Annotated in this window: 35 protein-coding genes; 5 read left to right on the forward strand and 30 right to left on the reverse strand. The window is 66.0% G+C overall.

All coding sequences use genetic code 11. The annotated features are described in order from the left end of the window. Nucleotides 1-24: 24 nt before the first annotated feature. Both N4S67_RS07040 and N4S67_RS07045 read left to right on the forward strand, forming a co-directional pair. Nucleotides 25-1,026 carry an NAD(P)-dependent oxidoreductase gene (locus N4S67_RS07040; protein ID WP_260992249.1) on the forward strand — a complete coding sequence of 334 codons (1,002 nt, stop codon included), beginning with the start codon at nucleotides 25-27 and terminating at the stop codon, nucleotides 1,024-1,026. After that, nucleotides 1,026-1,682: an L-fuculose-phosphate aldolase gene (locus tag N4S67_RS07045; protein WP_260993037.1), complete on the forward strand. Its 657-nt coding sequence runs from the start codon at nucleotides 1,026-1,028 to the stop codon at nucleotides 1,680-1,682. Before N4S67_RS07040 ends, N4S67_RS07045 begins: the two co-directional genes overlap by 1 nt. Here N4S67_RS07045 and sppA read toward each other — a convergent pair. From sppA to N4S67_RS07120, 15 genes are all read right to left on the reverse strand, one after another. Then, on the reverse strand, nucleotides 1,679-3,469 hold the full coding sequence (gene sppA / locus N4S67_RS07050; RefSeq protein ID WP_260992250.1) for a signal peptide peptidase SppA: 1,791 nt from the start codon (nucleotides 3,467-3,469) through the stop codon (nucleotides 1,679-1,681). The genes N4S67_RS07045 and sppA overlap by 4 nt on opposite strands. A 38-nt stretch (nucleotides 3,470-3,507) precedes the next feature. After that, nucleotides 3,508-3,849, reverse strand: a complete 342-nt coding sequence (locus N4S67_RS07055; RefSeq protein ID WP_260992251.1) for a DUF732 domain-containing protein — start codon at nucleotides 3,847-3,849, stop codon at nucleotides 3,508-3,510. A 120-nt stretch (nucleotides 3,850-3,969) separates the two neighbouring features. Further along, nucleotides 3,970-4,413 (reverse strand): 50S ribosomal protein L15, encoded by a 444-nt coding sequence (gene rplO / locus N4S67_RS07060; RefSeq protein ID WP_260992252.1) that lies wholly within the window; start codon nucleotides 4,411-4,413, stop codon nucleotides 3,970-3,972. Between the two features lie 2 nt (nucleotides 4,414-4,415). Continuing rightward, the gene (gene rpmD, locus N4S67_RS07065) at nucleotides 4,416-4,595 is read right to left on the reverse strand and encodes a 50S ribosomal protein L30 (protein WP_260992253.1); all 180 of its coding nucleotides are present in this window, start codon (nucleotides 4,593-4,595) and stop codon (nucleotides 4,416-4,418) included. Between the two features lie 2 nt (nucleotides 4,596-4,597). Then, nucleotides 4,598-5,269 (reverse strand): 30S ribosomal protein S5, encoded by a 672-nt coding sequence (gene rpsE, locus N4S67_RS07070; RefSeq protein WP_260992254.1) that lies wholly within the window; start codon nucleotides 5,267-5,269, stop codon nucleotides 4,598-4,600. Nucleotides 5,270-5,294: 25 nt separating this feature from the next. After that, complete coding sequence (gene rplR / locus N4S67_RS07075) at nucleotides 5,295-5,663, reverse strand: 50S ribosomal protein L18 (RefSeq protein ID WP_260993038.1); 369 nt, start codon at nucleotides 5,661-5,663, stop codon at nucleotides 5,295-5,297. 38 nt (nucleotides 5,664-5,701) lie between these two features. Then, entirely contained in the window at nucleotides 5,702-6,241 is a 540-nt protein-coding gene (rplF, locus tag N4S67_RS07080; RefSeq protein ID WP_260992255.1) for a 50S ribosomal protein L6, read from the reverse strand. A gap of 15 nt (nucleotides 6,242-6,256) precedes the next feature. Beyond that, nucleotides 6,257-6,655 carry a 30S ribosomal protein S8 gene (rpsH, locus tag N4S67_RS07085; RefSeq protein WP_260992256.1) on the reverse strand — a complete coding sequence of 133 codons (399 nt, stop codon included), beginning with the start codon at nucleotides 6,653-6,655 and terminating at the stop codon, nucleotides 6,257-6,259. 98 nt (nucleotides 6,656-6,753) lie between these two features. Further along, the gene (locus N4S67_RS07090; RefSeq protein ID WP_011558444.1) at nucleotides 6,754-6,939 is read right to left on the reverse strand and encodes a type Z 30S ribosomal protein S14; all 186 of its coding nucleotides are present in this window, start codon (nucleotides 6,937-6,939) and stop codon (nucleotides 6,754-6,756) included. A 4-nt stretch (nucleotides 6,940-6,943) separates the two neighbouring features. Continuing rightward, nucleotides 6,944-7,516, reverse strand: coding sequence for a 50S ribosomal protein L5 (rplE, locus tag N4S67_RS07095; RefSeq protein WP_260992257.1), 573 nt, complete (start codon nucleotides 7,514-7,516; stop codon nucleotides 6,944-6,946). Between the two features lies 1 nt (nucleotide 7,517). After that, nucleotides 7,518-7,835: a 50S ribosomal protein L24 gene (gene rplX, locus N4S67_RS07100; RefSeq protein ID WP_260992258.1), complete on the reverse strand. Its 318-nt coding sequence runs from the start codon at nucleotides 7,833-7,835 to the stop codon at nucleotides 7,518-7,520. Beyond that, complete coding sequence (gene rplN / locus N4S67_RS07105; RefSeq protein WP_137148880.1) at nucleotides 7,836-8,204, reverse strand: 50S ribosomal protein L14; 369 nt, start codon at nucleotides 8,202-8,204, stop codon at nucleotides 7,836-7,838. 184 nt (nucleotides 8,205-8,388) lie between these two features. Continuing rightward, the gene (locus N4S67_RS07110) at nucleotides 8,389-9,276 is read right to left on the reverse strand and encodes a formylglycine-generating enzyme family protein (protein ID WP_260992259.1); all 888 of its coding nucleotides are present in this window, start codon (nucleotides 9,274-9,276) and stop codon (nucleotides 8,389-8,391) included. A gap of 1 nt (nucleotide 9,277) precedes the next feature. Next, on the reverse strand, nucleotides 9,278-11,638 hold the full coding sequence (locus N4S67_RS07115; protein ID WP_260992260.1) for an arylsulfatase: 2,361 nt from the start codon (nucleotides 11,636-11,638) through the stop codon (nucleotides 9,278-9,280). 1 nt (nucleotide 11,639) lies between these two features. Then, complete coding sequence (locus tag N4S67_RS07120) at nucleotides 11,640-12,326, reverse strand: DUF2306 domain-containing protein (protein ID WP_260992261.1); 687 nt, start codon at nucleotides 12,324-12,326, stop codon at nucleotides 11,640-11,642. A gap of 52 nt (nucleotides 12,327-12,378) precedes the next feature. Here N4S67_RS07120 and N4S67_RS07125 point away from each other — a divergent pair, with 52 nt between their 5' ends. Next, nucleotides 12,379-13,068 (forward strand): TetR/AcrR family transcriptional regulator, encoded by a 690-nt coding sequence (locus N4S67_RS07125; RefSeq protein WP_260992262.1) that lies wholly within the window; start codon nucleotides 12,379-12,381, stop codon nucleotides 13,066-13,068. 121 nt (nucleotides 13,069-13,189) lie between these two features. Here the strand turns inward: N4S67_RS07125 and rpsQ are convergent, their stop codons facing one another. From rpsQ to rpsJ, 11 genes are read right to left on the reverse strand one after another with little or no spacing between them, the layout of a single operon-like run. Continuing rightward, nucleotides 13,190-13,507 (reverse strand): 30S ribosomal protein S17, encoded by a 318-nt coding sequence (rpsQ, locus tag N4S67_RS07130; protein WP_260992263.1) that lies wholly within the window; start codon nucleotides 13,505-13,507, stop codon nucleotides 13,190-13,192. After that, the gene (rpmC, locus tag N4S67_RS07135; RefSeq protein ID WP_260992264.1) at nucleotides 13,507-13,740 is read right to left on the reverse strand and encodes a 50S ribosomal protein L29; all 234 of its coding nucleotides are present in this window, start codon (nucleotides 13,738-13,740) and stop codon (nucleotides 13,507-13,509) included. The genes rpsQ and rpmC overlap by 1 nt, the downstream gene beginning before the upstream one ends. Next, the gene (rplP, locus tag N4S67_RS07140) at nucleotides 13,740-14,156 is read right to left on the reverse strand and encodes a 50S ribosomal protein L16 (RefSeq protein ID WP_260992265.1); all 417 of its coding nucleotides are present in this window, start codon (nucleotides 14,154-14,156) and stop codon (nucleotides 13,740-13,742) included. Before rplP ends, rpmC begins: the two co-directional genes overlap by 1 nt. A gap of 3 nt (nucleotides 14,157-14,159) precedes the next feature. Continuing rightward, nucleotides 14,160-15,023: a 30S ribosomal protein S3 gene (gene rpsC / locus N4S67_RS07145; RefSeq protein ID WP_260992266.1), complete on the reverse strand. Its 864-nt coding sequence runs from the start codon at nucleotides 15,021-15,023 to the stop codon at nucleotides 14,160-14,162. Continuing rightward, nucleotides 15,023-15,652, reverse strand: a complete 630-nt coding sequence (gene rplV, locus N4S67_RS07150) for a 50S ribosomal protein L22 (protein WP_260992267.1) — start codon at nucleotides 15,650-15,652, stop codon at nucleotides 15,023-15,025. Before rplV ends, rpsC begins: the two co-directional genes overlap by 1 nt. Continuing rightward, nucleotides 15,649-15,930 carry a 30S ribosomal protein S19 gene (gene rpsS, locus N4S67_RS07155; RefSeq protein WP_260992268.1) on the reverse strand — a complete coding sequence of 94 codons (282 nt, stop codon included), beginning with the start codon at nucleotides 15,928-15,930 and terminating at the stop codon, nucleotides 15,649-15,651. Before rpsS ends, rplV begins: the two co-directional genes overlap by 4 nt. 12 nt (nucleotides 15,931-15,942) lie before the next feature. Then, the gene (rplB, locus tag N4S67_RS07160; protein ID WP_260992269.1) at nucleotides 15,943-16,779 is read right to left on the reverse strand and encodes a 50S ribosomal protein L2; all 837 of its coding nucleotides are present in this window, start codon (nucleotides 16,777-16,779) and stop codon (nucleotides 15,943-15,945) included. A 31-nt stretch (nucleotides 16,780-16,810) separates the two neighbouring features. Next, the gene (gene rplW / locus N4S67_RS07165) at nucleotides 16,811-17,113 is read right to left on the reverse strand and encodes a 50S ribosomal protein L23 (protein ID WP_260992270.1); all 303 of its coding nucleotides are present in this window, start codon (nucleotides 17,111-17,113) and stop codon (nucleotides 16,811-16,813) included. After that, complete coding sequence (gene rplD, locus N4S67_RS07170) at nucleotides 17,114-17,785, reverse strand: 50S ribosomal protein L4 (RefSeq protein WP_260992271.1); 672 nt, start codon at nucleotides 17,783-17,785, stop codon at nucleotides 17,114-17,116. 2 nt (nucleotides 17,786-17,787) lie between these two features. Further along, nucleotides 17,788-18,441, reverse strand: coding sequence for a 50S ribosomal protein L3 (rplC, locus tag N4S67_RS07175; RefSeq protein WP_260992272.1), 654 nt, complete (start codon nucleotides 18,439-18,441; stop codon nucleotides 17,788-17,790). 11 nt (nucleotides 18,442-18,452) lie between these two features. Continuing rightward, nucleotides 18,453-18,758: a 30S ribosomal protein S10 gene (gene rpsJ / locus N4S67_RS07180; protein WP_003883485.1), complete on the reverse strand. Its 306-nt coding sequence runs from the start codon at nucleotides 18,756-18,758 to the stop codon at nucleotides 18,453-18,455. A 456-nt stretch (nucleotides 18,759-19,214) separates the two neighbouring features. On the opposite strand from rpsJ, the gene N4S67_RS07185 reads away from it, so the two are divergent. Then, nucleotides 19,215-21,455 (forward strand): DUF6311 domain-containing protein, encoded by a 2,241-nt coding sequence (locus tag N4S67_RS07185; RefSeq protein WP_260992273.1) that lies wholly within the window; start codon nucleotides 19,215-19,217, stop codon nucleotides 21,453-21,455. A gap of 20 nt (nucleotides 21,456-21,475) precedes the next feature. On the opposite strand, the gene N4S67_RS07190 is transcribed toward N4S67_RS07185, so the two are convergent. The 3 genes from N4S67_RS07190 to N4S67_RS07200 are packed head-to-tail and all read right to left on the reverse strand — an operon-like array spanning nucleotide 21,476 to nucleotide 23,679. Then, a complete protein-coding gene (locus tag N4S67_RS07190; RefSeq protein WP_260992274.1) occupies nucleotides 21,476-21,898 on the reverse strand; it encodes a DUF5313 domain-containing protein in 423 nt (140 codons plus the stop codon). Beyond that, a complete protein-coding gene (locus tag N4S67_RS07195) occupies nucleotides 21,891-22,091 on the reverse strand; it encodes a hypothetical protein (protein WP_390893270.1) in 201 nt (66 codons plus the stop codon). Before N4S67_RS07195 ends, N4S67_RS07190 begins: the two co-directional genes overlap by 8 nt. A gap of 4 nt (nucleotides 22,092-22,095) precedes the next feature. Further along, complete coding sequence (locus N4S67_RS07200; protein WP_390893271.1) at nucleotides 22,096-23,679, reverse strand: carboxylesterase/lipase family protein; 1,584 nt, start codon at nucleotides 23,677-23,679, stop codon at nucleotides 22,096-22,098. A gap of 115 nt (nucleotides 23,680-23,794) precedes the next feature. Between N4S67_RS07200 and N4S67_RS07205 the strand changes: the two genes are divergently transcribed. Then, nucleotides 23,795-25,045 (forward strand): cytochrome P450, encoded by a 1,251-nt coding sequence (locus N4S67_RS07205; protein ID WP_260992275.1) that lies wholly within the window; start codon nucleotides 23,795-23,797, stop codon nucleotides 25,043-25,045. Here the strand turns inward: N4S67_RS07205 and N4S67_RS07210 are convergent. Further along, entirely contained in the window at nucleotides 25,011-25,646 is a 636-nt protein-coding gene (locus N4S67_RS07210; protein WP_260992276.1) for a TetR/AcrR family transcriptional regulator, read from the reverse strand. The two genes, N4S67_RS07205 and N4S67_RS07210, sit on opposite strands and share 35 nt — an antisense overlap. Nucleotides 25,647-25,681 lie beyond the last annotated feature (35 nt).

Below are 25,681 nucleotides of genomic sequence, written 5' to 3' on the forward strand. Positions count from 1 at the left end.
CACCGTACGCGAGCATGGGCACTCGTGGCCCGACTTCGCGCGCTCGTGACGGCACCACTTCGCGGGCCAGGCTACGACAAGCTGCGTCAGCTCGTCGACGTCGTCTACGACCCGTGGATCGAGCAGAAACCGCTTCGCATTTACACCGGCGAACAGCTGGCACAGCGGGCTGCCGACGAACGCGCTGATGTGCTTGTTGTGGAGAGTGATTCGGTGAGCGGACCCGTTTTCGAACTGGCGTTGACCGCCGTCGCGTCCACCCGCAGCGATCCCAACAACGTCGACGTCGCAGGCGCCACCGCCGCGGCCATCCCGGTGCTGCACACCCCGGGGCGCAATGCCGACGGCGTCGCCGAAATGACGTTGGCCCTGTTGTTCGCCGCGACCCGGCATGTCCTGACCGGCGACGCGGACGTGCGCGCGGGTGAAGTTTTTCGCGACGGCACGCTGCCCTACCAACGCTTCCGGGCGTGGGAGGTCGCGGGTCGCACGGCGGGACTGGTCGGCCTCGGCGCAGTCGGGCGTGCCCTGCGCTGGCGACTGAAGGGACTCGGCGTGACGGTCATCGCCTGCGACCCGTACCAGGGCGACGCCCGCCACAGCCTCGACGAGTTGCTGGCGCAGGCCGACATCGTGTCGCTGCACGCACCGGTCACCGACGACACCACCGGGATGATCGGCGCGGTGCAGTTCGCGGCGATGCGGGACGGCGTGGTGTTTCTCAACACTGCGCGCGCGCCGCTCCATGACACCGACGCGCTCGTCGACGCGTTGCGCAGCGGCAAGGTCGCCGCCGCGGGTCTCGACCACTTCGTGGGGGAACGGCTGCCGGCTCATCACCCGTTGATCGGGATGGGGAACGTCGTGCTGACGCCTCACCTCGGCGGGGCCACGTGGAACACTGAGGCCCGCCAGGCGCAAATGGTCGCCGATGACCTCGAGGCGCTTCTGGCCGGGCGCCGACCCGTCAACGTCGTCAACCCGGAGGTGCTGACCTTCGGCGCACGCGAGGAGCAGGAAAGATGATGAGGTTCGTCGACCATGCCGAGGACGCGGTGCTCGCCGCGGCCAAGGACATGTTGGGCCGCGGACTGGTCGAAGGGACGGCCGGCAACATATCGGCGCGGCGCAAGGACGGCAACCTCGTGATCACGCCGTCGTCGGTCGACTACCGCGACATGCAACTCGACGACCTCGTACTCGTCGACCCGGGCGGCGACGTGCTGGCCGCCAAGGACGGCCGGGCGCCGTCGACGGAGATGGCGCTGCACCTTGCGTGTTATCGCGCCTACGACGACGTCGGCAGCGTGATTCACAGCCACCCGGTGTGGGCGACGATGTTCGCCGTTGCGCAGCAGTCGATCCCGGCGGTCATCGACGAATTCGCGGTGTACTGCGGCGGCGACATCCGCTGCGCCGAATATGCCGCCTCCGGCACACCGGACGTCGGGCACAACGCGGTCAAGGCACTCGACGGCAGGGCCGCAGCGCTGATCGCCAACCACGGTCTCGTCGCGGTGGGACCGCGACCTGACAAAGTGCTGCACGTCACCGCGCTGGTCGAGCGGACCGCCCAGATCGTCTGGGGCGCACGCGCTCTCGGTGGCCCCGTGCCCATTCCTGACGAGGTCAACAAGAACTTCGCCGCGGTCTACGGCTACCTGCGCTCTTCTCGCGATTAAAAGCGGTAGTCGCCCAACCACAGCGCACTGACGCCGGTCAGCGAGCGTTCGGCGTGGTTCAACATGTCCGCCAGCGAGCGGCCGAGCAGGCTGCCGACCGCCTCCGACACCGACGCGGCCGCGGGCTGCGACGACGGTTTGGGGCGCAACAGGTCCATCAACGACGAACCCGGGTAACCGACGAGGCGGACCTCGGTGTCGGCGTCATGTCCCGCGAGTATCTTCGCGCGGGTGATCGCGGTGCGCAGCCCGCCGAGTTCGTCGACAAGTCCGCGCTCCTTGGCATCCGCACCCGTCCACACCCGGCCGCGCGCGATCGCCTCGACCGCCTCCACAGTCAGCTTGCGGCCCACCGCAACGCGTTCGACGAAGTCGGTGTAGAACAAGTCGGCCTCGGCCTCCACGTGTGCCCGTTGCTCCTCGGTGAAGGGCTCGTTGATCGACCACGCATCGGCATTCGCGTTGGTCTTCAACGTTCCCGAGCCGACACCGAGCCGGTCTTTGAGGTCGCGGGCCACCAGCTTGCCGGTGACCACGCCGATGGAGCCGGTGATGGTTCCGGCGTTGGCGACGATCGCGTCGGCGCCCATCGACACGTAATACCCGCCGGAGGCCGCAACCGACCCCATCGACGCCACGACCGGCTTGCCGCCGTCGCGCACCCGATTGACCTCGCGCCAAATGGTTTCCGATCCGGTGACGGAGCCGCCGGGACTGTCGACCCGAAGCACGATCGCCGACACCGAGTCGTTGGCGGCGGCTTCGCGCAGCGCCGCGGCGATGGTGTCTCCGCCTGCACTCGAGTTGCCGAGTGGAACGCCCTGCGGGCCACCTCGCCCACTGACGATGGGTCCGTGCAGGGTGACGACAGCAATCGAAGGTTTGGCCTTGCGGCCGGGAATCGACGGCATCGGCGGTGTCGGCTTGGGAGCCGTGGCGCGCGCGTAGCGCGACAGGTACAGCCGAGGCGGCGCATCCTCCGAATCGGCGTCGGTAGGCGAGATATCGTGCGTACCGGTGAGTTCGGCGATGCGCGCGTAGGCCTCGTCGCGAAAGCCGATGCGGTCGATGAGCCCGCCGTCCACCGCTTCGTCGCGCAGCAATGGCGCCTTGTCTGCCAGCGCGTTGACGGCAGCGGGGTCGAGGTGCCGCGACGCGGCGACGGCCGCGACAACCTGGCTGTGCAGACTCTCGATCAGGCGACTGTCGGCCTCACGATGAGCGTCGGTGTAACTGTCCTGGGTGAAAAGGTTTGCCGCGGACTTGTATTCGCCACGCGCGATGAAGTCGGCCTCGATGCCCGCCTTGTCCAGCGCCCCACGCAGGAACAACGCGTTGGTGGCAAAGCCGACGATTCCGACGGTGCCGGACGGCTGCATCCACACCTCGCGAAACACCGATGCGAGGTAGTACGACAACGTGCCGGGGTAGGTTTCGGCCCAGGCGAGCGTGGGCTTGACGTCACTGAACTCGGCGAGGGCGTCGCGCAACTCCTGCACAACGGCAGGCGCAGCGGCGGGCAGTTGAACCCTGGCGATCAGCCCGGCCACTCGGTCGTCCTCGGCGGCGCGGTGAATCGCGGCGACGGCCTCGCGCAGCATCAGCGGCCGACCACCGCTGGAGATCATCGCAAGCGGGTCGAACCCGACGGTCTCCGGCGGCGCAGCCAGGAGGTCCAGTTCGAGCACACAGCCGTCCGGGACCCCGCGATGGCGGGCGGTGTCGACCCGTCTAGCCAGAGCGCGCAGATCGTCGGTACCGGGAATGCCGGGCAGGAAAGCAACCATGATGCGAGCCTACCGACGCGGCCGCGACCGGACCCGGCTCAGCGACCGGTGAAGCGCGCGTACTGAGGGCAGTAGACGGCGACCGACGTCCTCATGAACCCCACCGCCTGCTCGCGGGTCAAGTTGCTGTTCTGCAGCGAAGCCACCACCCCGCGCACGACCGGCACCGGGTTGACGTTCTTCGCCAGCTCGTCGGTCAACGTGCTGCACACGTTCTGCCCCAGCGCCGGAATGTCCGTATCGGGGCCCGCAGTGATGCCCAGCTTGGTGATCGCGTCGACGAATCGCTCGTCATCGGTCTGGGCGTGGGCGGACGCGGCGCCGCCGAACACGGCGAAACCGGCGACAGCCATCGCTACGGCGATGCAGTGGCGGATCATGTTTGCAGCTCCTCGGATCGGCACGCACAGTGTAGATCGCGCTCGTGGTAGTCGGCGTTACCCCTGATCGACGACAAAGGCCCCCGCAGCGAGGCGGAGGCCTTTCTCGGTCGTGATCGACTAAAGTTCGGTCGCGGAACCGCCTGCGGCACTGATCTTCTCGCGCGCGCTGCCGCTGAACTTGTGGGCGGTGACATTGACCTTGACGGTCAGCTTGCCGTCGCCGAGCACCTTGACGAGCGTGTTCTTGCGAACCGCACCGGCCGCCACCAGCTCGTCGACGCCCACGTCGCCACCCTTGGGGAACAGCTTGTTGATCTGGGCGACGTTGACGACCTCGTACTCGGTGCGGAACCGGTTGCGGAAGCCCTTGAGCTTGGGAAGCCGCATGTGGATCGGCATCTGACCGCCCTCGAACATCGCCGGGACGTTCTTGCGGGCTTTGGTGCCCTTGGTGCCGCGGCCGGCCGTCTTACCCTTCGACCCGTCACCGCGACCGACGCGGGTCTTCGCGGTCTTCGAGCCGGGAGCCGGCTTCAAATCGTGAAGCTTGATGGGCGCCATCGTTAGACCTCCTCTACCACTACGAGGTGGTGCACGGTGTTGATCAGACCGCGCGTCTGCGCGTTGTCCTCGCGGACCACCGACTGCCGAATCTTGCGCAGTCCGAGCGTCCGCAGCGATTCGCGCTGCTTCCAGCGCGCACCGATGGTGCTGCGCACCTGAGTGATCTTCAGCTCAGCCATGGTTATGCATTTCCTTCACGCGCCGCCGACGCGGCGAGCGCCTCGGCTTCCCGTCGCTGCCGCAGCATGCTGGGCGGCGCCACATCCTCGATCGGCAGCCCACGCCGGGCCGCGACCTCTTCCGGACGCTGCAGCATCTTCAGCGCGGCAACGGTGGCGTGCACCACGTTGATCGCGTTGTCGCTGCCCAGCGACTTGGCCAGGACGTCGTGCACCCCAGCGCATTCCAGCACCGCGCGGCAGGCGCCGCCGGCGATCACACCGGTACCCGGGCTCGCCGGACGCAGCATCACGACGCCGGCCGCGGCCTCGCCCTGGACCGGGTGGGTCACGGTGCCGCCGATCAGCGGAACCCGGAAGAAGTTCTTGCGTGCTTCCTCGACGCCCTTGGCGATCGCGGCGGGAACTTCCTTGGCCTTGCCGTAACCGACACCGACCATGCCGTGCCCATCACCGACGATCACCAACGCCGTGAAGCTGAACCGGCGACCACCCTTGACCACCTTGGAGACGCGGTTGATCGCCACCACGCGCTCGAGGAAGTTGCTCTTGTCTCCACCGTCGCGGCCGCGGCCACCACGGTCGTCGCGGCGGCCCCGCCCATCACGGTCACCCCGCGAGCTGCGGCCGTCTTGAGTGTTTCCGGGGCCGCCGGCGTTTGCCTGCTCGGCCATCATGCAGTCCTTCCGTTAACAGTCATTAGAACTTCAGCCCGCCTTCGCGTGCCGCGTCGGCAAGCGCCGCGATCCGTCCGCCATAGGTGTAACCACCGCGGTCGAACACGACCTCGTCGATGCCCGCGGCCTTGGCGCGCTCGGCGATCAGCTGACCGACCCGCACGCTGTGGGCCTTCTTGTCCCCATCGACCGCGCGCACGTCGGCCTCGATGGACGACGCGGCGGCCACGGTTGTTCCGTTCAGATCGTTCACCAGCTGCACGTGAATGTGCCGCGACGAACGGTTGACCACGAGGCGGGGTCGCTCGGCGGTGCCGGAGACCTTCTTACGCAACCGCGCGTGCCGACGCAGCCGCGAGATCCGCCTGGTCTCGGAAACGTTCTGTCCCACGCTCTTACGCGTCTGCGACTCAGTCCTGCTAGCCATTGCTACTTACCTGTCTTTCCGACCTTGCGGCGGATCTGCTCACCCTCGTAGCGAATGCCCTTGCCCTTATAGGGATCGCTCTTACGCAGGCGGCGGATGTTGGCCGCGATCTGGCCGACCTTCTGCTTGTCGATACCGGTGATCGAGAACTTCGTCGGCGTCTCCACCGCGAACGTCACGCCCTCGGGCGCATTGACCACGACCGGATGGCTGTAGCCGAGTGCGAACTCCAGGGTCGAACCCTTGAGCTGCACGCGGTAGCCCACGCCGAAGATCTCCATCTTCGTGGTGTACCCCTCGGTTACGCCCGTGATGAGGTTGGCGACCAGCGTGCGTGACAGCCCGTGCAGCGAGCGGTTGCGCCGCTCGTCGTCCGGACGGACCACGACGATGGTGCCGTCGTCGCCACGCGTCACCTTGATGGGCTCGGCCACCGACAGCGCCAGGGATCCCTTGGGACCCTTGACCGAGACGTTCTGGCCTTCGATCGTTACGTCGACCCCGGCAGGAACCGGGACCGGCTGCTTTCCAATTCGCGACATAGTTTTAGTTCCCCCTCACCAGACGTACGCGAGGACTTCGCCGCCCACGCCCTCTCGGGCGGCCTGGCGATCGGTTCTCAAGCCGGCCGACGTGGAGATGATCGCCACGCCGAGGCCGCCGAGAACCCGCGGCAAATTGGTGGATTTCGCATAGACGCGCAAACCGGGCTTGGACACCCTGCGCAGTCCAGCGATGCTGCGCTCGCGGCTTGGGCCGTATTTCAGCTGCACCACAAGAGCTTTGCCCACGCGGGCGTCCTCGGTGTGGTAGTCGGAGATGTAGCCCTCGCTCTTGAGGATCTCGGCGATGTTGGCCTTGATCTTCGAGTGCGGCAGGGTCACCTCGTCGTGATACGCCGAATTGGCGTTGCGCAGACGTGTCAAGAAGTCTGCAATCGGGTCCGTCATGGTCATGACAGCCGGTTCACCTTCCTCGCGACGGTTCCCAGTCTCGAAAGCCTCGAGCAGGGCCTACCGCAACCTTTTTCGATGGGGTCTGTAGTTGTGGGCTGTTACCAGCTGGACTTCTGCACACCCGGCAGTTCGCCGGCATGCGCCATCTCGCGCAAGCAGATACGGCAGAGCCCGAACTTGCGGAAAACCGCGTGCGGGCGACCGCACCTCTGGCAGCGGGTGTAACCCCGCACCTTGAACTTCGGCTTCTTGTTGGCCTTGTTGACCAGAGCCTTCTTTGCCATCTGCTCAGTTCTCCTTGAACGGAAAGCCCAGCGCCCGCAACAGCGCTCGTCCTTCGTCGTCGGTCGTCGCCGAAGTGACGACGGTGATGTCCATGCCTCGGGGCCGGTCGATCGAGTCCACGTCGATCTCGTGGAACACCGACTGCTCGGTCAGCCCGAAGGTGTAGTTGCCGGTCCCGTCGAACTGCTTGGGCGACAGACCGCGGAAGTCGCGGATACGCGGCAGCGCAATGGAAATCAGCCGGTCCAGGAACTCCCACATCCGGTCGCCACGCAGCGTGACCCGCGCGCCGATCGGCATGCCCTCGCGCAGCTTGAACTGGGCGATGGACTTGCGGGCCTTGCGAATCTCGGGCTTCTGGCCGGTGATCAGCGCCAGGTCGTTGACCGCACCGTTGATCAGCTTCGCATCGCGAGCGGCGTCGCCGACGCCCATGTTCACCACGACCTTGACCACGCCGGGGATCTGCATGACGTTGGCGTAGCCGAACTCTTTTTGCAGCGAGTCCTTGATCTCCTCGCGGTAGCGCTGCTTGAGGCGAGGCAGTGTCTTCTGTGTCTGTTCAGCCGTGGTCATCTCAGATGTCCTTGCCGTTGGTCTTGGCGATGCGGACCTTCTTGCCGGTCTCGTCGTCCTTGCGGTGCGTGATGCGGGTGGGCTTGCCGTCGGAGTCGACGACCATCACGTTCGAGACGGCAATCGGCGCCTCCTGGGTGACGATGCCGCCGGACTGCGCGCCGCGCTCGTTGCGCGAGACCGCGGTGTGCTTCTTGATCCGGTTCACACCCTCGACCAGCACTTTGTTACGCGTTGGGTAGGCCTCGAGCACCTTGCCTTTGGCGCCCTTGTCCTTGCCGGAGATGACCAGCACGGTGTCGCCCTTATGGACCTTCATCTACAACACCTCCGGAGCGAGCGAGACGATCTTCATGAAGCGCTTCTCGCGCAGTTCGCGGCCGACCGGGCCGAAGATGCGTGTGCCACGCGGGTCGTTGTCGGGCTTGATGATGACGGCGGCGTTCTCGTCGAACTTGATGTAACTGCCGTCGGCGCGGCGGCGCTCCTTGACGGTGCGCACGATGACCGCCTTGACGACATCGCCGCGCTTGACGTTGCCGCCGGGGATGGCGTCCTTGACAGTCGCCACGATGACATCGCCGATGCCGGCGTAGCGCCGACCCGAGCCACCGAGCACGCGGATGCACAAAATCTCCTTGGCACCCGTGTTGTCGGCGACCTTCAGCCGCGATTCCTGCTGAATCACTCGATCTCCTCGACCTGGTTAATGTGTGCACGGCAGATACCGACCTGACGCGCGCGGTCTTGCTGTCACCGAAGGGCACGCGGGGCCGAATCACGCGAATCGGCCGAGGTCTGCCCAAGGCAACCGTTTGATTCTAGGTGACGACCTGCGGGGAACCAAATCAGTCGAGCTCTACCCCGGGGCATCAGCCCCGGTCAGCGTCAGCCACGCAGCGGAACCCGATGTGGGTGGTCGCGCTGTCCTGCGACTGCGGCGACCGGGCCGCGGGACGGTACCGGCGACAGTACTCCGGTGCGCACAGATGTGAACCGCCCTTGAGCACCTGGTTCACGGCGGGGTCGGCCGTTGCGGCAGGCGTGCAGCAGCCCGTGGGCCCCTCGAGCCGGTGGTGCCCCCAGAACTGGGTTGTCGTCCATTCCCAGACGTTGCCGATCATGTCGACGAGCCCGAATCCATTGGGCGCGAATGTGCCGACGGGCGAGGTGCCGACCCAGCCTCGTGCGCCGTCGTTGCGGTACGGGAACCGGCCCTGCCACGTGTTGGCCATCAGCTCACCCCCGGGTGCGACGTCGTCGCCCCATGCGTAGGTGGTGGTGGCACCGCCGCGGGCCGCGTACTCCCATTCGGCCTCCGACGGCAGTCGTCGCCCGGCCCAGCGGGCGTAGGCCGCGGCGTCGGGGTAGGCGACCTGCACCACGGGATGGTCCAGCCGGTCGTCGATTCCGCTGTCTGGTCCGAACGGGTGACGCCAGCTGGCGCCGGGCACCCAGCTCCACCACTGCCGCCAATCGCGCAGATCGACCGGGCCGTTCGTCGGCCGGAACACCAGAGCGCCTGGGACGAGGTCCTCCGGCGTGGCGCCCGGATACAGGGCGGGGTCCGGCGCCTGCTCGGCGATCGTGAGATAGCCCGTCTCCGAAATGAATTCGGCGAACTGTGCGTTGGTGACCGGGTGCCGCTCGACGGCGAACGTCTCGACGCGGACGGTGTGCGCAGGCGCTTCCTCGGGATAGAACTGCGTCTCCCCCATCCGAAACGACCCGCCCGGCACGTCAACGAGTTCGGTCACCATCTCAGTCCTTGGCGAAGGCTCGGGTGAACTCGCGTTCCACATCCGCGTAGGGCTTGCCCGAGACGTCGACGTTCACCTGCTCGATGGTGCCACCACTGAACGGGAAGGGCGCCCTGTAGGCGCGTGACACCGGCGAGCCGGTGTTGCGTCCGATGCTCAGACTCGCCCCCGCGAGCCCGAACGGGCCGGGGTGGATGGTCATTCCCTCGAACCTCGCCACCTCGGCGTCGTCGATGTAGAGCGCCGCATCACCCAGTGGGGTGTGCGTGCCCTCGACGGTGCCCGTGCGCACGAAGGCGACACCGAAGGTGTGCTTGCCGGGCGCCACACCGCCCGACGACGACAGGTGCTGCTCCTGCTCGCCGAGGAAGTTGTAGACGTAATGCAGTCGTGTGTCCTGGAGGAACAGCACGTGCCCGCCGTGCGCGCCGCCGTGTTTGAACAGCACACCCTCGGCGCCCGCGGTGTCGACGACGACGTCGGCGAGTACCACGAAGGAGCGCCCCTGGATCTCCACAGCCGCTCCCATGCCGACATCCGCTGTCCCCGGGTAGTAGGAATACGACTCCCGGGCACCGGCGAGGTACGGACGCCACCGTCCGATCGTCTCGAAGATGTTGAGGTCGGCCAACGGGAGTCCGTGGTACTTCTCGGCCTCGCTGAACCACAGCGCCTTGAGTTCCTCGAGTTTGTCCGGGTTTTCTGCGGCGACGTCGCGGCACTGGCTGCGGTCGGACGCGATGTGGAACAACTCCCACCGGTCCTTGTCGAAGTTCGACCAGCCCGACGGTGTTGCTGCGTGGACGGTGTTCGCGAACCATCCGTTGTGCCAGATGCCGCGGGTGCCCAGCATCGCGTAGAACTGTGTGTCCTTGCCCGTCTGCACCGCCGGGTCGGCGAGCGCGAGCTTGAAGCTCACGCCGTCGAGCGGCTTCTGGGCTATGCCCTTGACCGTGGCCGGGGGGACGATATCGAGCAGGTCGTACACCGTGGGCGTGATGTCGCAGACGTTGACGTAGTTGTCGCGGACCTCACCGTGGGCGGCAATCCCGCTGGGCCAGGAGATGATTGCGGTGTCGGCGATGCCGCCCTCGTGGGAGGCGTAACGCTTGAACAGCTTGTAGGGCGTGTTGAACGCCATCGCCCAACCGATCGGATAGTGGTTGTAGGTCTCGGGACCGCCGAGGTTGTTCATCAGCTTGAGCCCGTCTTCGGCGGTGTCGATGTAGCCGTTGAAGAACTTGACCTCGTTCACCGATCCGTTCGGACCGCCCTCACCACTGGCGCCGTTGTCACTGATCACCACGATGATGGTGTTGTCCAACTGGCCGGAGTCCTCCAGGTAGTCGAGGACGCGGCCGAGTTGCGAGTCGGTGTAGGACAGGAACCCGGCGAAGACCTCCGCCATCCTGGCGAACAGCCGCTTCTCGTCGTCGCCGAGCGAATCCCACGGCCGCACCGTGTCCTGGTGCGGCCACGGTTCGCCGTTGGGACCCAACACATCCGAGTAGGGGTTGATCGGCGACAACTCGGTGTCGAACGGGACGATGCCGAGCTTCTTCTGGTTCTCCAGCACTATCTCGCGGTAGCGCTCGTACCCCATGTCGAAGCGCCCGGCGTAGCGGTCGGCCCATTCATTGAACACGTGGTGCGGCGCGTGCCCGGCGCCGGGACAGACATAGGAGAACCACGGCTTGTCGGGTGCGATCACCTTGGCGTCCCGGATGAATTCGATTGTCCTGTCGGCGATGTCCTTCGACAGGTGGTAGCCGTCCTCGGGTGATCCCGGCGGCGCGACGGGATGGTTGTCATACACGAGTTCGGGATACCACTGGTCGGTCTCGCCGCCCATGAACCCGTAGAACCGCTCGAAGCCCCGGGACAGGGGCCAATGCCGCTTTGTTGACGCCAGATTCGACTCTTCGAGCGGCGTGAGGTGCCACTTGCCCACGCAGTAGGTGTTGTAACCGCGCTCGGCGAGCACCTCCGAAAGTAGGGCCGTGTCATGGGGGATGCGCCCGTTGCAGCCCGGGAACCCGTCGGTGAACTCCTCGATCGTGGCCATGCCGACGGTGGTCGCGTTACGTCCGGTCAGCAGAGAAGCGCGGGTGGGCGAGCACAGGGCCGTGGTGTGGAACTGCGACAGGCGCACACCACGTTCGGCGATGCGGCTCATGGTGGGCATCTCGACCAACCCTCCGAAGCAGTCCCACGTCGCGATGCCGGTGTCGTCCCAGACGATGTAGAGGACGTTGGGGGCGCCGTCGGGCGCCGTCGGCGCGGCGTACGGCCCCCAATCCGGTTCGGAATCCCGGATGTCCAGCTCGATCCTGCCGTTGAAGTCCGTCGCCATAGGCGGCACGCTACACGCGTGGTTCGTCGGTCACGCGGGAAATTGACGACCGCGCCATTACCGGTTTCCTCGTCAACCACCACTGCACCGTGACGAGCGGAATCGTCCAGCCGAGCCATGCGCCGAGCCCAGCGACGAACCACAGGAAGTGCTCTGGATTTCCGCCGAACATGCTGTGCTGCAACGGTTCCAGTGCGATGAACAGTAGCGGGGTCCACATTCGATTGGTGATCGTCGACAACGCCAGGGTCGCGCTTCGAGCCATGTGACGGCGATGGTGGGCGAAGCGGCGCTGCCGTGCCGCCACGAACCCGTTGACAGTGAACCACAGCCACAGCGCGGCCAGCATGACGTTGCTCACGGCGAGGAACGGGCCGAAGGGGGTGGCCGCCCCGATCACCATCGCGCACACGGCGGCTGGAATCGCGGCCCAGACGTAGACGTGTCCGATGCTGCGGTGCAGTGCCCGGCGACGGGTGCGTAACTGCGGCCAGATCTGGACGACGGCGGCGACCATTGCCAGGCTGCCCAGCATCACGTGTGCCACCAACAGCGGGTAGTGCAGCGCGAATGTGGGCGGCACGCGCGATTCGCCGGCGAAATACGGCGGCAGCGAGAAGGCCAGGAAAGCGGCGACGACGAGCGCGAGAGCAGTCGACCAGCGCGCTGGCGTGACAGAGGCGTATGGCATACGCATGAGCGTACGGCATACGCGTCGGCTCGTTGCGCGTCGTTTAGGCTGTCGACTGATGAGCGATCCCCTACCCCGTGCGCTAAAAATCCTGTGGCGCGACCCCCAGCCGGAGGGCCGCGGGCGCGGCCTGAGCAGGCCGCGCATCGTCGCCGCTGCCGTCGAGTTGGCCGACGCCGAGGGGCTGGCCGCCCTGTCGATGGCCCGGCTCGCGGACCGTCTGGGTTGCGGCACCATGTCGCTCTACCGGCATGTCGCCAGCAAGGACGACCTGGTGACTTTCATGCTCTCGACTGCGCCGGGGCCGCCACCGTCCACTTATTCCGCGGATTGGTGTGTCGCGCTTGAGAACTGGGCGGCCGGACTGTGGGACGTCTATCACCGGCACCCGTGGGTGTTGCAGGCGGCGGCGGCCGGTCCCCCCGCCGATCCCGGTCAGCTGGCGTGGCTGGATGCGGGCCTTGCCGCACTGGGCGGCACCGGGTTGGCCGAGCGTGACAAACTCGCCGCCGTCATGGCCATCCTGCATTTCGTGCGCGGCGCCGCGGCGCTGGACATCGAAGCAGGAGGCGCCGAGACTCCCGGCTTCGCGACGCTGCTACGGCGCGTGGTGACGGCCGACCGATTCCCCGCGCTGGCGGCGGCCATTGCCGACGGTGTCTTCGATCAGCCCGACCACGATCGGCGAGCCGACTTCCGGTCCGGGCTGGCGCAGATACTGGACGGCGTCGCTACCAGGATCGGCTAGCTCTGCCACTCCGCGAGCCCGATTTTGTTGACCCGAAAGAGCACCGACAGCCTGCCGAACGCAAAAGTCCCCGGACACGTGACGTGTCCGGGGACTTTGGCGACTAGTCGCGCGCAAACGGCTACTTGGCCCTCTCGAGCACCTCGACGAGGCGCCAGCGCTTGGTGGCCGACAGCGGCCGGGTCTCCATCAACGAGACGCGGTCACCGATGCCGGCGTCGCCGTTCTCGTCGTGGGCCTTGACCTTCGTCGTGGTGCGAATGATCTTGCCGTAGAGCGGATGACTCTTGCGGTCCTCCAGCTCGACCACGATGGTCTTCTGCATCTTGTCCGACACCACATAGCCGATCGCGGTCTTACGGCGGCCACGAGGCTTCTCGGTGCGCGGCGTGCGCTTCGGACCAGCCGCAGCGCCGGTGTCCTTCTTCGTCTCTGCCATTACGATTCCTCACCAACGGGTCCGGATGCCAGACCCAATTCACGTTCGCGCAGCACGGTGTACACGCGCGCAATCTCCCGACGCACCGTACGAAGCCGACGATTGTTCGTGAGCTGACCGGTCGCCATCTGGAAGCGCAGATTGAACAGCTCTTCCTTGGACTCGCGCAGGCGATCCTTCAACTCGTTGTCGGTCAGTTCGCGAAGTTCGCCCGGCGTCACTCCCACTGCCATCAGAAGTGCTCCTCTCGGGTAACGATGCGTGCCTTGATCGGCAGCTTGTGGATCGCGCGGGTCAATGCGGCCCTGGCGATCGCTTCATCGGGGTAGCTCAACTCGAACAGCACCCGGCCTGGCTTGACGTTGGCCACCCACCACTCCGGCGAACCCTTGCCGGAACCCATGCGGGTTTCGGCCGGCTTCTTGGTCAGCGGGCGGTCCGGGAAGATGTTGATCCACACCTTGCCGCCACGCTTGATGTGCCGGTTGATGGCGATACGGGCGGACTCGATCTGCCGGTTGGTGATGTAGGCGTGCTCGAGCGCCTGGATGCCGTAGTCGCCGAAACTGACCGACGTGCCGCCGCTGGCGACACCACGCTGCCTCGGGTGGTGTTGCTTGCGGTGCTTGACCTTGCGGGGAATCAACATGATTCAGCTCTCCGTGTTTTCCGTGGGCGTCTCGACCGCCGCACCGGCAGCCGCCTCGGTGCCCGCCGCCGCCTCGGCAGCAGCAGGCGCATCTTCGGTACCCGACGCGGCACGCCCCGCCTCGGTGCTGGTGGCAGTCGTACCCGACGCGCCACTGCGGCGTGGCCGCGTGCCCGACGGACGCTCGCGGCGCGGACGGTCGGCGCCGGCCGGCGCCGAGGCGGTCAGCTCGCGCTTGCCGCCGACGATGTCACCCTTGTAGATCCACACCTTCACACCGATACGGCCGAACGTCGTCTTCGCTTCATAGAGGCCGTAGTCGATGTCGGCGCGCAGCGTGTGCAGCGGCACCCGACCCTCGCGGTAGAACTCCGAGCGGCTCATCTCGGCGCCACCGAGACGGCCCGAGCACTGCACCCGGATGCCCTTGACATTGGGCTGACGCATCGCCGACTGGATCGCCTTACGCATGGCACGACGGAACGCGACGCGGTTCGACAACTGCTCGGCGACACCCTGGGCGACCAACTGCGCCACCGACTCCGGGTTCTTCACCTCGAGGATGTTGAGCTGCACCTGCTTCTTGGTGAGCTTCTCCAGGTCCGCGCGGATGCGGTCGGCCTCGGTGCCGCGGCGGCCGATCACGATGCCGGGACGCGCGGTGTGGATGTCGACACGGACCCGGTCGCGGGTGCGCTCGATCTCGACGTCGGCAATGCCGGCGCGTTCGAGGCCGGTCGCGAGCAGGCGGCGGATCGCCACGTCTTCCTTGACGTAATCCTTGTACTGCTTGTCGGCATACCACCGGGACTTCCAGTCGGTGGTGATACCGAGCCGGAAGCCGTGGGGATTGATTTTCTGGCCCACTACTCCGAGCCCTCCTTCGATTCGGAAGCTGCAGCGCTGTCTCCGGCGTCCTTCTTGGCAGCCTTTGATGTCGCCGACGTTTCGGCTCCGGAAGCCTTCTTCGCCGGAGCCTTCTTGGCCGCCTTCTTGGCGGGCGCCTTCTCCGGCGCGGTGGTCTCTGCAGCCGCCTTGGTCGCGGGAGCCTTCTTGGCGGCCGCGGCCTTGCTGCCTTGGGCGCGACGCGCGCGGGCGCTGCCCGCCGCCGACTGACCGGCACGCTGCTCGCGGCTCGGCCGGCTCTCGACGATCACCGTGATGTGGCTGGTGCGCTTACGAATCCGGAACGCACGCCCCTGGGCGCGCGGCCGGATGCGCTTAGCCGTCGGGCCCTCGTCGGCGTAGACGGTGGCGACGACGAGGGTGGACGGGTCCAGCCCCTCGTTGTTCTGGGCGTTGGCCGCGGCGCTGGCGATCACCTTGGCCACCGGCTCACTGGCGGCCTGGGGCGCCCACCGCAGGATATCGAGTGCGTCGGCCACCGACTTGCCGCGGACCAGGTCGATGACCCGGCGCGCCTTGGTCGGCGAGATGCGCACGAACCGCGCCTTGGCGACGGCGGTCGGATACTCGGTCTCAGTTGTAGTACTCACCGGCGCTTGGCCTTCCGGTCGTCCTTGATGTGACCCTTGAACGTGCGGGTCGGTGCGAACTCGCCGAGCTTGTGCCCGACCATCGACTCGGTGACGAACACCGGGACATGCTTGCGGCCGTCATGCACCGCGAAGGTGTGCCCGATGAAGTCGGGAATGATCGTCGACCGACGCGACCAGGTCTTGATGACCTGCTTGGTGTTCTTGTCGTTCTGGACGTCGACCTTCTTGAGGAGATGGTCGTCGACGAACGGGCCCTTCTTCAGGCTGCGTGGCATCGCTGGGCTCTCCTAGCGCTTCTTGCCGGTGCGTCGGCGTCGGACGATGAGCTTGTCGCTCGGCTTATTGGGCTTACGGGTGCGGCCCTCGGGCTTGCCCCACGGGCTGACCGGGTGGCGGCCACCGGAGGTCTTGCCCTCGCCACCGCCGTGCGGGTGGTCGACCGGGTTCATCACGACACCGCGAACGGTGGGGCGCTTGCCCTTCCACCGCATACGGCCGGCCTTGCCCCAATTGATGTTGGCCTGCTCGGCGTTACCGACCTCGCCGACAGTGGCGCGGCAGCGCACATCGACGCGGCGGATCTCACCCGAGGGCATACGCAGGGAGGCGTAGCTGCCCTCCTTGCCCAGCAGCTGAATGCTCGCGCCGGCCGACCGCGCCAGCTTGGCGCCGCCACCGGGGCGCAGCTCCACAGCGTGGATCAGCGTGCCCGCGGGGATGTTGCGCATCGGCAGGTTGTTACCCGGCTTGATGTCGGCATTGGCGCCGGACTCCACGATGTCGCCCTGCTTGAGACCCTGCGGCGCAATGATGTAGCGCTTCTCGCCGTCGAGGTAGTGCAGCAGCGCGATGTTCGCGGTGCGGTTCGGGTCGTACTCGATGTGCGCGACCTTGGCGTTGACGCCGTCCTTGTCGTGGCGACGGAAGTCGATCACCCGGTAGGCACGCTTGTGCCCGCCGCCCTTGTGCCGCGTGGTGATTCGGCCGTGTGCGTTGCGTCCGCCCTTGCCGTGCAGCGGACGAACCAGCGACTTCTCCGGATGATCGCGAGTGATCTCGGCGAAATCGGAGACGCTGGCACCGCGACGACCCGGGGTCGTCGGCTTGTACTTGCGAATTCCCATGATTCCTAAGTCTCTCTAGCTCTCCGCCGGACTACGCCGGTGCTCCGAACAGGTCGATCGGCTTGCTGCCGGCGGCCAGGGTCACGATGGCGCGCTTGGTGTCCTTGCGCTTGCCGTAGCCGGTGCGGGTGCGCTTGCGCTTGCCCTGCCGGTTGGCGGTGTTCACCGACGCGACCTTGACGCTGAAGATCTTCTCGATTGCGATCTTGATCTGCGTCTTGTTCGAGTCGGGGTGGACGACGAACGTGTAGACGTTGTCCTCGATCAGCCCATAGGACTTCTCCGAGATGACCGGGGCCAAAATGATGTCGCGGGGATCAGTCACGGTTGCCATTTACGCCGATACCTCCTGCGCCGACGCGCTGTTGGCCGCGATGTAGGCGTTGAGCGCCTCGACGCTGAATACCACGTCGTCAGCCTTGAGCACGTCGTAGGTGTTGAGCTGGTCGGGCGAGAGGATGTGCACACCCGGCAGGTTGCGCACGCTCAGCTCGCCGGTCTGATCGCTGCGTCCGACGACCACCAGTACGTTCTTGCGGTCGGTCAGTGCGGCCAGGAACGTCTTGGCGCTCTTGGTCGACGGAGTCTGACCCTCGACCAATTCGGTGACCGCGTGGATGCGGCCGTTGCGCGCCCGATCCGACAGCGCCCCGCGCAGCGCGGCGACGATCATCTTCTTCGGAGTGCGCTGGCTGTAGTCACGCGGCTTCGGGCCGTGCACGATGCCACCACCGGTGAACTGCGGCGCGCGCGTCGAACCCTGACGGGCCCGGCCGGTGCCCTTCTGCCGGTACGGCTTCTTGCCACCGCCGCGGACCTCGCCACGCGTCTTCGTCGAGTGGGTGCCTTGGCGTGCCGCGGCCCGCTGGGCCTCGACAACCTGGTGCATCAGCGCGATGTTGGGCTCGACGTCGAACAGTTCGGCGGGCAGCTCGACAGAGCCGTCGGTCTTGCCCCCCGGGGTGTGGACGTCGATCTTCAATGCCTTATTGGTGTTATCGGCCATTTCTACTTCTCGCCTCGCTTGATTGCGGTGCGGACCATCACCAATCCACCGTTGCGGCCGGGGATGGCGCCCTTGATCAACAGCACGCCGTTCTCGGCATCGACCTTGTGCACCACCAGGTTCTGCGTGGTGACGCGGTCACTGCCCATGCGGCCTGACATGCGGGTGCCCTTGAACACCCGGCCCGGGGTGGCGCAGCCACCGATAGATCCGGGACGGCGGTGCACTGCCTGCGCGCCGTGGCTGGCGCCCTGGCCCTTGAAACCGTGGCGCTTCATGGTGCCGGCGAAACCCTTGCCCTTGCTGGTGCCGGTCACGTCGACGAAGTTGCCGTCGGCGAAGATCTCGGCGGTCAGCTCCTGGCCGACCTCGTACTCGCCCGCGGCAGCTTCGTCGTCGAGCCGCAGCTCAGCGAGGTGGCGACGCGGGTTGACACCCGCGGCCGAAAACTGGCCCGTCACAGGCTTGTTCACCTTGCGAGGGCTGATCTCGCCGTAGGCCAGCTGCACAGCGCTGTACCCGTCGCGCTCCGTCGTACGGATCCGCGTGACAACGTTGGGGCCGGCCTTGACGACCGTCACCGGCACGACCCGGTTGTTCTCGTCGAACACCTGCGTCATGCCCAGCTTGGTGCCCAGAATGCCTTTTCTCGCCATGATCTGGTCTCCTACTGGATGTTGACGTCGACACTCGCCGGAAGGTCGATGCGCATGAGCGCGTCAACGGTCTTCGGCGTCGGGTCGAGGATGTCGATCAGCCGCTTGTGCGTGCGCATCTCGAAGTGCTCCCGCGAGTCCTTGTACTTGTGCGGGGAGCGGATGACGCAGTACACGTTCTTCTCAGTCGGCAGCGGCACTGGACCAACCACGCTGGCGCCGGTTCGAGTGACCGTTTCCACGATCTTGCGCGCCGAGGCGTCGATAGCCTCGTGGTCGTAGGCCTTGAGCCTGATGCGGATCTTCTGTCCCGCCACGCTTCTCCTACCTCACTCTTGCTGGGCCCCCGGAGGGGCGCCTGTCTTCTCCGGCGCATGTCGCGCTGGTATGCCGCCACTGTTTATCTGTCTGTGGTCCACCGGCCCCCGCGGTCGGGTGTGTCGCCCGTACGCGCACTTGTTCGCGGCGGAAATCGTCGCAACCAAGATGGTGACCGGATGCGCCCATTCGGACGCTGGTCGTATGCCCTGGCCAGGCGAACCCGGCTCAAGGCAACCCGAACAGTATGCCTCAGAGGTGCGGGCTACTCCAAATCCCTGGCCACGGGCCCTTACGACGCGCTCACCGGGTCGAATCACGCGCACCGTGCCGTGATCTTACCGTCGACGATGCAGCACTCCGTCAGCACGAATCTATAAAGAACGTTCGATGCCGTTCGCGAATCCCAGCAACGCTCTATGCTCACTCATGCGCACGCGTGGTCTGTCGGCTCTGTGACGAGCCCGGGCGGACAACACCGGCGCCATCTGCGGCGCAAGCGTGCGGCCACGGGTGGCGCGGGCGCGCAGAATTCAGTCCCGAGCACGTCTCGAGCGGCGTCCTACCTCCTGTTAGCAACCATTGCGGTCGCGGTCGTCAACGTCTACCTGGTTGTCGGCTGGCGAGTCATCGACCCGACCGACGATTCCTGGATATGGGGCGATCCGCTCGAGTCGTACCTCGGCTGGAGCTATTTCCGCAACGAGCCGCTCTGGGACGCTGCCCCACTGTGGGTCCACGGGATCGGCTATCCCATAGGCGTCTCCGTGGGCTACTTCGACACAGCTCCACTTGTCGCGCTGGGTTTTCGCCTCATCGAGCCGGCACTGCCGGAGACGTTCCAGTATCTGGGCCTCTTATTCCTGGTCGGCAGCGTTCTGCAGGCCTATTTCAGCTACCAGCTCCTGTTGAAGCTCGTCGGTGGTGATCACTGGTTTGCCGCCCTGGGCGCGTGTTTCCTCATCCTTGCCCCGGTGCTCGTGTTCCGTGCGCACCAACATTTCACTTTGACCCAGCAGTGGCTCATCCTGGCCGCGCTCTACTTCTATTTCGGCGACCGCGTTCGCGCCGGTGGGGTCCGTTACCTACTGCCGTTCGCCGTGCTCCTCTTCCTGGCAGGCGGTATCCACCCGTACTTCCTGCTGATGGTTGCGCTGATCGCACTCGCGGCAGTCGGCCGGCTTGTCCTCGAACGTCGAACAACCGTGCTGTGGTCGTGCGCTGCCGCGGCGGCGGTGGCCACGTGTTGCATGGCGACACTCATGGTCTTCGGTTACGTCAGCCCCGGCGCGGCGACGGTAGCGGACAGTTACGGCACCTATTCGATGAATCTGCTCGCGCCGATCGACCCGCACCACTTCGACGCCCTTCTGTTGCCGGAGCAACCCATCGGGCCCAATCAGTACGAGGGCTACAGCTATCTCGGACTCGGCCTGCTTGTGCTCGTTGTCATCGGGCTGGCCGGCGCCGTGACACGAAGAGCCGGTCGCGACGAACCAATCGGTCGCGACGAACCAATTCTGACGCCAACGATTCTGCCGCTCGCTGTTCTTTGCCTCGGGTGTCTCGCCTTCGCCGTTCTCCCATCGGTCACCGTGGGCTCTCTGCGGCTTTTCGACGTACCGCTGCCGCAAATCGTGGTGGACGCCCTATCTCCGTTTCAGGCGTCGGCCCGACTGTTCTGGCCGATGTACTACTTGGTGATCATCGCTGCGCTCGTCCTCGTGCATCGCTTCGTGTCGCGCCGCTGGGCAGTACCGCTCATCGCGTGCATGCTCGCGGTCCAAGCAGTCGACATCTCGTCTCTGCATTCGGCCATCCGCTTCCAATGGACTGCGACGACAACGCAACTCACCGCCGATGACTGGCGATCACTCGGTGCAGCGCACGCCCACCTCGTCGTTGTCCCGGCCTTCCAGTGCGACCGGGAATCGACGCCCGACGGGAAAATCGGCTTCGGCACGTTCGGCCGACTGGCCATCGATCAACACATGACGATCAACAGCTACTTCGCCACACGGACGACGAACAAGTCGAAAGACTACTTCTGCGAACAGTTTCCGCAGCAACTTCTGTCGGCTGGTCTCGCAGAAGACACCGCGTACGTCTTCTCACCCAACTATCTCGCCGAGTTGGTCGCAGCCGGACAAACTCCTGCGCAGCATTTCTGCCGCGATGTGGACGGGTTCGTCCTCTGCGCGAAGGACTCACATCGCGCCGGGGTCGACGGCGAACTGCTGCAACGCTACTTTCCTCCAACCATCCTCGACCAGGACCTACTGTTCGGGCCGCAGGCGTCACCGGGGTTGATCCTTGGCAGCGGCTGGTCTGGCGGAGAGAACTGGGGCCGCTGGACCGATGCGTCCAGGGCATCGCTGTCTTTTCGTTTGAGTGAATTGCCAACTGCCCCTTTAGCAGTGGCGATGAATGTCCATGCCTTTGCGTTGAAATCGCGCTATTCCCAGCACGTTCGGGTAGTCATCGACGGAACGGAGGTCGCCGACTGGTCGTTCACCTCCGACGCGGCGGAGGTGCGGACGTTCCCAATCCCACCCCCTGCCGTGGGTCCGTCCGGCATCGTGACCGTGCACTTCGAGATACCGCAGGCGCGCCGTCCCGTCGACCTAGGAGTGAGTGGCGAATCGCGCCTGCTCGGCCTCGGCGTCGCCAGTATGCGGGTGATCCGGGCGCAGTAGTTACCGCCGCACCCGGCCTGCTAGAACGGGCTGCTGTTCGACTTGGCGTCGGACGGACGAGGCCCGTACTTGCGGATGTAGGCCTCGTGGATGTGGGCGTTCTTCTTCCTGTTGATCTCGTCGACGAGGTTGGGGTCAACACCGTGTTGGGCCAGGCGGTGGCGACGCCACACCTTGTTCAGCGCAAGTGCCATCAACAGGGCCCAGATGTAGATGGGCGCCGTCATCTCGAGGCGCACGTAGAACGACGCCGGAAGTAGCCAGAAAGGGGCGAGGACCAGAAACGGCGGAATCGCCATGCGGATCATGTGCCTGCGGACGGCACCGTGATCGGCCAGGTCGTGCGCGACCCACATCCGCATCGAGGAGGGCAGGACGCGACCGTAGGAATAGCCGATGTACTGCCAGACGTTAGGTCGGTCCTTCGCCGCGGCGTCAGCCATACCTCCACAGTAACCGCCAGTACTGCCGCAACGCGGTCTTGCCCTGCACCCCCACTGTCGGGCACAGCGAGCGCGGCGACCGGGGAGGTGAACAGCACATCGCTGTGGAAGTGGTCGAGGACGCCTCGACGTCGTGGGCGTTCCATGCGCGCGTCCATGCCTCGGCGAATGTGCCCGGATCAGGAGTCGACATCGTCTCAGCCTCTCAATCCGGCCCAGAACGCACATTGGTGCGTCTCTCCGAAATCGGTGATTATCTGATTACCGTTGGGCTGTAGTGAAATTCGCTTCCCGGACGCGTTCTCGCCCATCTCGGGCCAGTCAGAACCGGGTGCCCCAGTGGCCACGAAACGGGTCCAGTAGTCGATCATCTCGTCAGACAGCCGCTGCTGTGCCGAGTCCAGTTGCGGCGCGCCGCCTACGTCGAACAGATACCGCAGCTCCAGCGAGTGCGTCGCGCCGACCGGGAACGGTACTTCGCGCAACGGCGCCGGCCCAGGCGCGTTCCGATCGTTGAACTCGTAGCCGTATACGGGCTGATCTTCGGCCAGTGCGTCGGCCATCAACTCGGTCACACAGGCGAAGTCGCCGTCGGTCATCGCGGCCGAGTACGCCAACGGCACACTGCCACCGTAGCGATCGATGGGATAGCGCTGCGCCACAGCGTCGGCGTGCCGGCCGAAGGCTTCGCCGAGAAGTCCCGGATAGTCCGCGGGGCCCATGGGCCTGCCATGCAGATGCTGGATCGCGGCGAACAGCGTGAACTCGTCGCGGTTGCTTCCGATCATGACGGGCACACGCGCCGCGCGTCCTTCGCCCATACCCACCACCGGATTGACCGGCAACGCCGGCGTACCCGTCACCGGCCCGCCGAGGCGCTCCGTGCCGATGCGCCCGTAAAGCAGGCCTTTCTGCAACTTGTCAGCCGGAAGTGACCGCAGGCATTGTGCTGCGACAGCGGTTTCTCCACAACCGATTTCGGCCGCGTATGCCTCACTCGCCATCTGCGCGGTCGGTAGGTCGTACTGCGCCTGACATGGCGCACTCTGAATGATCGCGGCACGGAACAGCCCCGCCGAGCCTGGCGCTACGAGGTGGTCGCACACCGACATGCCACCCGCCGACTCGCCCGCGATAGTCACTTTGTCCGGGTCGCCGCCGAAGCCGGCGATGTTGTCGCGGACCCATCGCAGCGCGGCCTGTTGATCCGCCAGTCCGTAGTTGCCGACATCGCCGTTGTCCCCGAGCGCCGGATGCGCGAGGTAGCCGAGCGCGCCCAGCCGGTAGTTGATGTTCACCACGACGATCCCGCCGCGGCTGACCATCCGTCGGGCGTTGTAGATGTCACCGCTGCCGTTGAAAAAGCCGCCACCGTGAATCCACACCATGACCGGCCGCAGCTCATCGGCTGGTGGCGGAGTCCACACGTTGAGGGTCAGACAGTCTTCGCTGGTTGCTCGGGGGTCGGGGTCGGTGCTGGTGTCCTGTACGCACCGCGGGCCGGGGCGAGTGGCGTCGCGAAGCTGGGTCCAGCCCGGCGTCGGCGCGGGCGACTGCCAACGCAACGGACCGACCGGCGGTGCGGCGTAAGGGATTCCCGCGAAATAGCGGTGGTCGTCGGCGACGGTGCCGCGCACCGGACCCGCGACAGTCCGGGCCACCGCGGGATCAACGGGCACGCCCACCGCCGTATCACCCCGCCCGCAGCCCGCCAGCACCGTCAGCACGACGAGCGTCAGCACCACTGCGTGCGCGGGTCGCCGGGCTGATGCGTTTGACACGGGGTCCGAGCGTACTGATCCGTTTCACCGGAGTTCCTTCCCCAGGTGTCCGCCATCACATAGAGTGGGACTTGACACCCGTCAAGTTTGACCAGCTCGGAGCAAAGGAGCCCGCATGAGCACGCCGACGATGGACGACGCCGCGAGGGTTCTGGCCGATCCGTCGGCATATGCCGACGACGAGCGGTTACATGCCGCGCTGACCCATCTGCGGGCCAACAATCCTGTGGCTTGGGTGGACAACCCGCCCTACCGGCCGTTCTGGGCGATCACCAAGCACGCCGACATCATGGCCATCGAGCGGGCCAACGACCTGTTCCTGTCCGAACCGCGGCCGCTGCTGGCGACCGCGCAGGCCGACGACGTCCTCAAGGAGCAGATGGCGGCCGGCATGGGCCTGCGCACCCTGATCCACATGGACGACCCGCATCACCGCAAAGTTCGTGCGATCGGCGCGGACTGGTTTCGGCCCAAGGCCATGCGCGCGTTGAAGATTCGCGTCGACGAATTGGCCAAGCGCTACGTCGACCGGATGCGCGACGTTGGACCGGAATGCGACTTCGTCACCGAGATCGCGGTCAACTTTCCCCTCTACGTCATCATGTCTCTGCTTGGGTTGCCCGAGGAGGACTTCCCGAGGATGCACATGCTCACCCAGGAGATGTTCGGCGGCGACGACGAGGAATTCCAGCGCGGCCAGACGCCCGAGGACATGCTCGCGGTGCTCGCCGACTTCTTCAATTACTTCGCGCAACTGACCGCATCGCGCCGGGCGAATCCGACCGACGACCTGGCGTCGGCGATCGCCAACGGCCGCATCGATGGGGAACCGCTGTCGGACATGGATACCGCGTCCTACTACGTCATCGTTGCCAGCGCCGGCCACGACACCACCAAGGACGCGATCTCCGGCGGGTTGCACGCGCTGATCGAGAATCCCGGCGAGCTCGAGCGGCTCGGCAAAGACATGAGCCTGATGCCGACGGCGGTCGAGGAAATGATTCGGTGGAGCACACCGGTCAAGGAATTCATGCGCACCGCCGCAGAGGACACCGAGGTTCGGGGAGTGCGCATCGCGAAGGGCGAATCCGTATACCTGGCTTATGTTTCGGGAAACCGAGACGAAGAGGTTTTCGACAACCCGTTCCGCTTCGACGTCGCTCGCGACCCCAACAAACATGTGGCGTTCGGGTACGGCGTGCACTTCTGCCTCGGTGCGGCACTGGCGCGGATGGAGATTGCCAGCCTGTTCACGGAGTTGATCCCGCGCTTGGACTCCATCGAACTCGCGGGCACGCCGGAGTTGACCGCCACCACCTTCGTCGGCGGCCTCAAGCACCTGCCGATTCGGTACTCGATACGGTGACCGGTTCTTTCGCATAGCGTTTGAGGAAACCGTCCACCGCGGCCAACGCGACCGCCCGGTAGTCGAAGTCCGCGAGCGTGCTGATCCTGCCGAATGTCAGCGGACCGATCAGCAGTGCGAACGCCATGGTCCGGTCGACGGGTTCGAGTTCCTGGGCGGCCTGCGGGCTGTCGAACAACATGTCGAACGGCGCGGAGTACTGCTCGGCGATCTTCTCCCGTAGCGAGTGCATCACAGGGCTGCCTGCGCCCCTGGTCCCCGGCAATTGTCCGATGTCCGGGCCGAGTGACAACCAGGACATCGCCGTCAGGGTGGTGGGAGCCTCGGAGATCGACTCCGCCCACGCAACGACGATAGCGGTCAGCTTTTCCCGCAGCGAGCCCTCGTCGGGCGGCATCGGCGCCGGCGGTATCAAGCTCATAAACGCCGCTGCCACAAGGTCGTTGGCGCTCGAGAAGTGGCGATACAGGGTGGCCCGCGCCACGTTCGCGGTTCGAGTGACGGCGTCTATGGTCACCGCGCTCGGACCGCCGGTGCGCAGCAGTTTCGTCGCGGCGTCGAGCAGGCGGGCGCGCGAACGTGCCGGCCGCGGGTCGGTCATCGTTTACTTCACCTCCAACGCGGGAACAAGACTAT

It is taken from the genome of Mycobacterium deserti, from assembly GCF_025345615.1.
Classification (GTDB): domain Bacteria; phylum Actinomycetota; class Actinomycetes; order Mycobacteriales; family Mycobacteriaceae; genus Mycobacterium; species Mycobacterium deserti.

Coding starts and splice junctions, on each gene's coding strand:
- N4S67_RS07045 (WP_260993037.1), top strand. CDS start 1,026: ATGAGGTTCGTCGACCATGCCGAGGACGCGGTGCTCGCCGCGGCCAAG.
- sppA (WP_260992250.1), bottom strand. CDS start 3,469: ATGGTTGCTTTCCTGCCCGGCATTCCCGGTACCGACGATCTGCGCGCT.
- N4S67_RS07055 (WP_260992251.1), bottom strand. CDS start 3,849: ATGATCCGCCACTGCATCGCCGTAGCGATGGCTGTCGCCGGTTTCGCC.
- rplO (WP_260992252.1), bottom strand. CDS start 4,413: ATGGCGCCCATCAAGCTTCACGATTTGAAGCCGGCTCCCGGCTCGAAG.
- rpmD (WP_260992253.1), bottom strand. CDS start 4,595: ATGGCTGAGCTGAAGATCACTCAGGTGCGCAGCACCATCGGTGCGCGC.
- rpsE (WP_260992254.1), bottom strand. CDS start 5,269: ATGGCCGAGCAGGCAAACGCCGGCGGCCCCGGAAACACTCAAGACGGC.
- rplF (WP_260992255.1), bottom strand. CDS start 6,241: ATGTCGCGAATTGGAAAGCAGCCGGTCCCGGTTCCTGCCGGGGTCGAC.
- rpsH (WP_260992256.1), bottom strand. CDS start 6,655: ATGACCATGACGGACCCGATTGCAGACTTCTTGACACGTCTGCGCAAC.
- N4S67_RS07090 (WP_011558444.1), bottom strand. CDS start 6,939: ATGGCAAAGAAGGCTCTGGTCAACAAGGCCAACAAGAAGCCGAAGTTC.
- rplE (WP_260992257.1), bottom strand. CDS start 7,516: ATGACCACGGCTGAACAGACACAGAAGACACTGCCTCGCCTCAAGCAG.
- rplX (WP_260992258.1), bottom strand. CDS start 7,835: ATGAAGGTCCATAAGGGCGACACCGTGCTGGTCATCTCCGGCAAGGAC.
- N4S67_RS07110 (WP_260992259.1), bottom strand. CDS start 9,276: ATGGTGACCGAACTCGTTGACGTGCCGGGCGGGTCGTTTCGGATGGGG.
- N4S67_RS07120 (WP_260992261.1), bottom strand. CDS start 12,326: ATGCGTATGCCATACGCCTCTGTCACGCCAGCGCGCTGGTCGACTGCT.
- N4S67_RS07125 (WP_260992262.1), top strand. CDS start 12,379: ATGAGCGATCCCCTACCCCGTGCGCTAAAAATCCTGTGGCGCGACCCC.
- rpsQ (WP_260992263.1), bottom strand. CDS start 13,507: ATGGCAGAGACGAAGAAGGACACCGGCGCTGCGGCTGGTCCGAAGCGC.
- rpmC (WP_260992264.1), bottom strand. CDS start 13,740: ATGGCAGTGGGAGTGACGCCGGGCGAACTTCGCGAACTGACCGACAAC.
- rplP (WP_260992265.1), bottom strand. CDS start 14,156: ATGTTGATTCCCCGCAAGGTCAAGCACCGCAAGCAACACCACCCGAGG.
- rpsS (WP_260992268.1), bottom strand. CDS start 15,930: ATGCCACGCAGCCTGAAGAAGGGCCCGTTCGTCGACGACCATCTCCTC.
- rplB (WP_260992269.1), bottom strand. CDS start 16,779: ATGGGAATTCGCAAGTACAAGCCGACGACCCCGGGTCGTCGCGGTGCC.
- rplW (WP_260992270.1), bottom strand. CDS start 17,113: ATGGCAACCGTGACTGATCCCCGCGACATCATTTTGGCCCCGGTCATC.
- rplD (WP_260992271.1), bottom strand. CDS start 17,785: ATGGCCGATAACACCAATAAGGCATTGAAGATCGACGTCCACACCCCG.
- rplC (WP_260992272.1), bottom strand. CDS start 18,441: ATGGCGAGAAAAGGCATTCTGGGCACCAAGCTGGGCATGACGCAGGTG.
- N4S67_RS07190 (WP_260992274.1), bottom strand. CDS start 21,898: ATGGCTGACGCCGCGGCGAAGGACCGACCTAACGTCTGGCAGTACATC.
- N4S67_RS07195 (WP_390893270.1), bottom strand. CDS start 22,091: ATGTCGACTCCTGATCCGGGCACATTCGCCGAGGCATGGACGCGCGCA.
- N4S67_RS07205 (WP_260992275.1), top strand. CDS start 23,795: ATGAGCACGCCGACGATGGACGACGCCGCGAGGGTTCTGGCCGATCCG.
- N4S67_RS07210 (WP_260992276.1), bottom strand. CDS start 25,646: ATGACCGACCCGCGGCCGGCACGTTCGCGCGCCCGCCTGCTCGACGCC.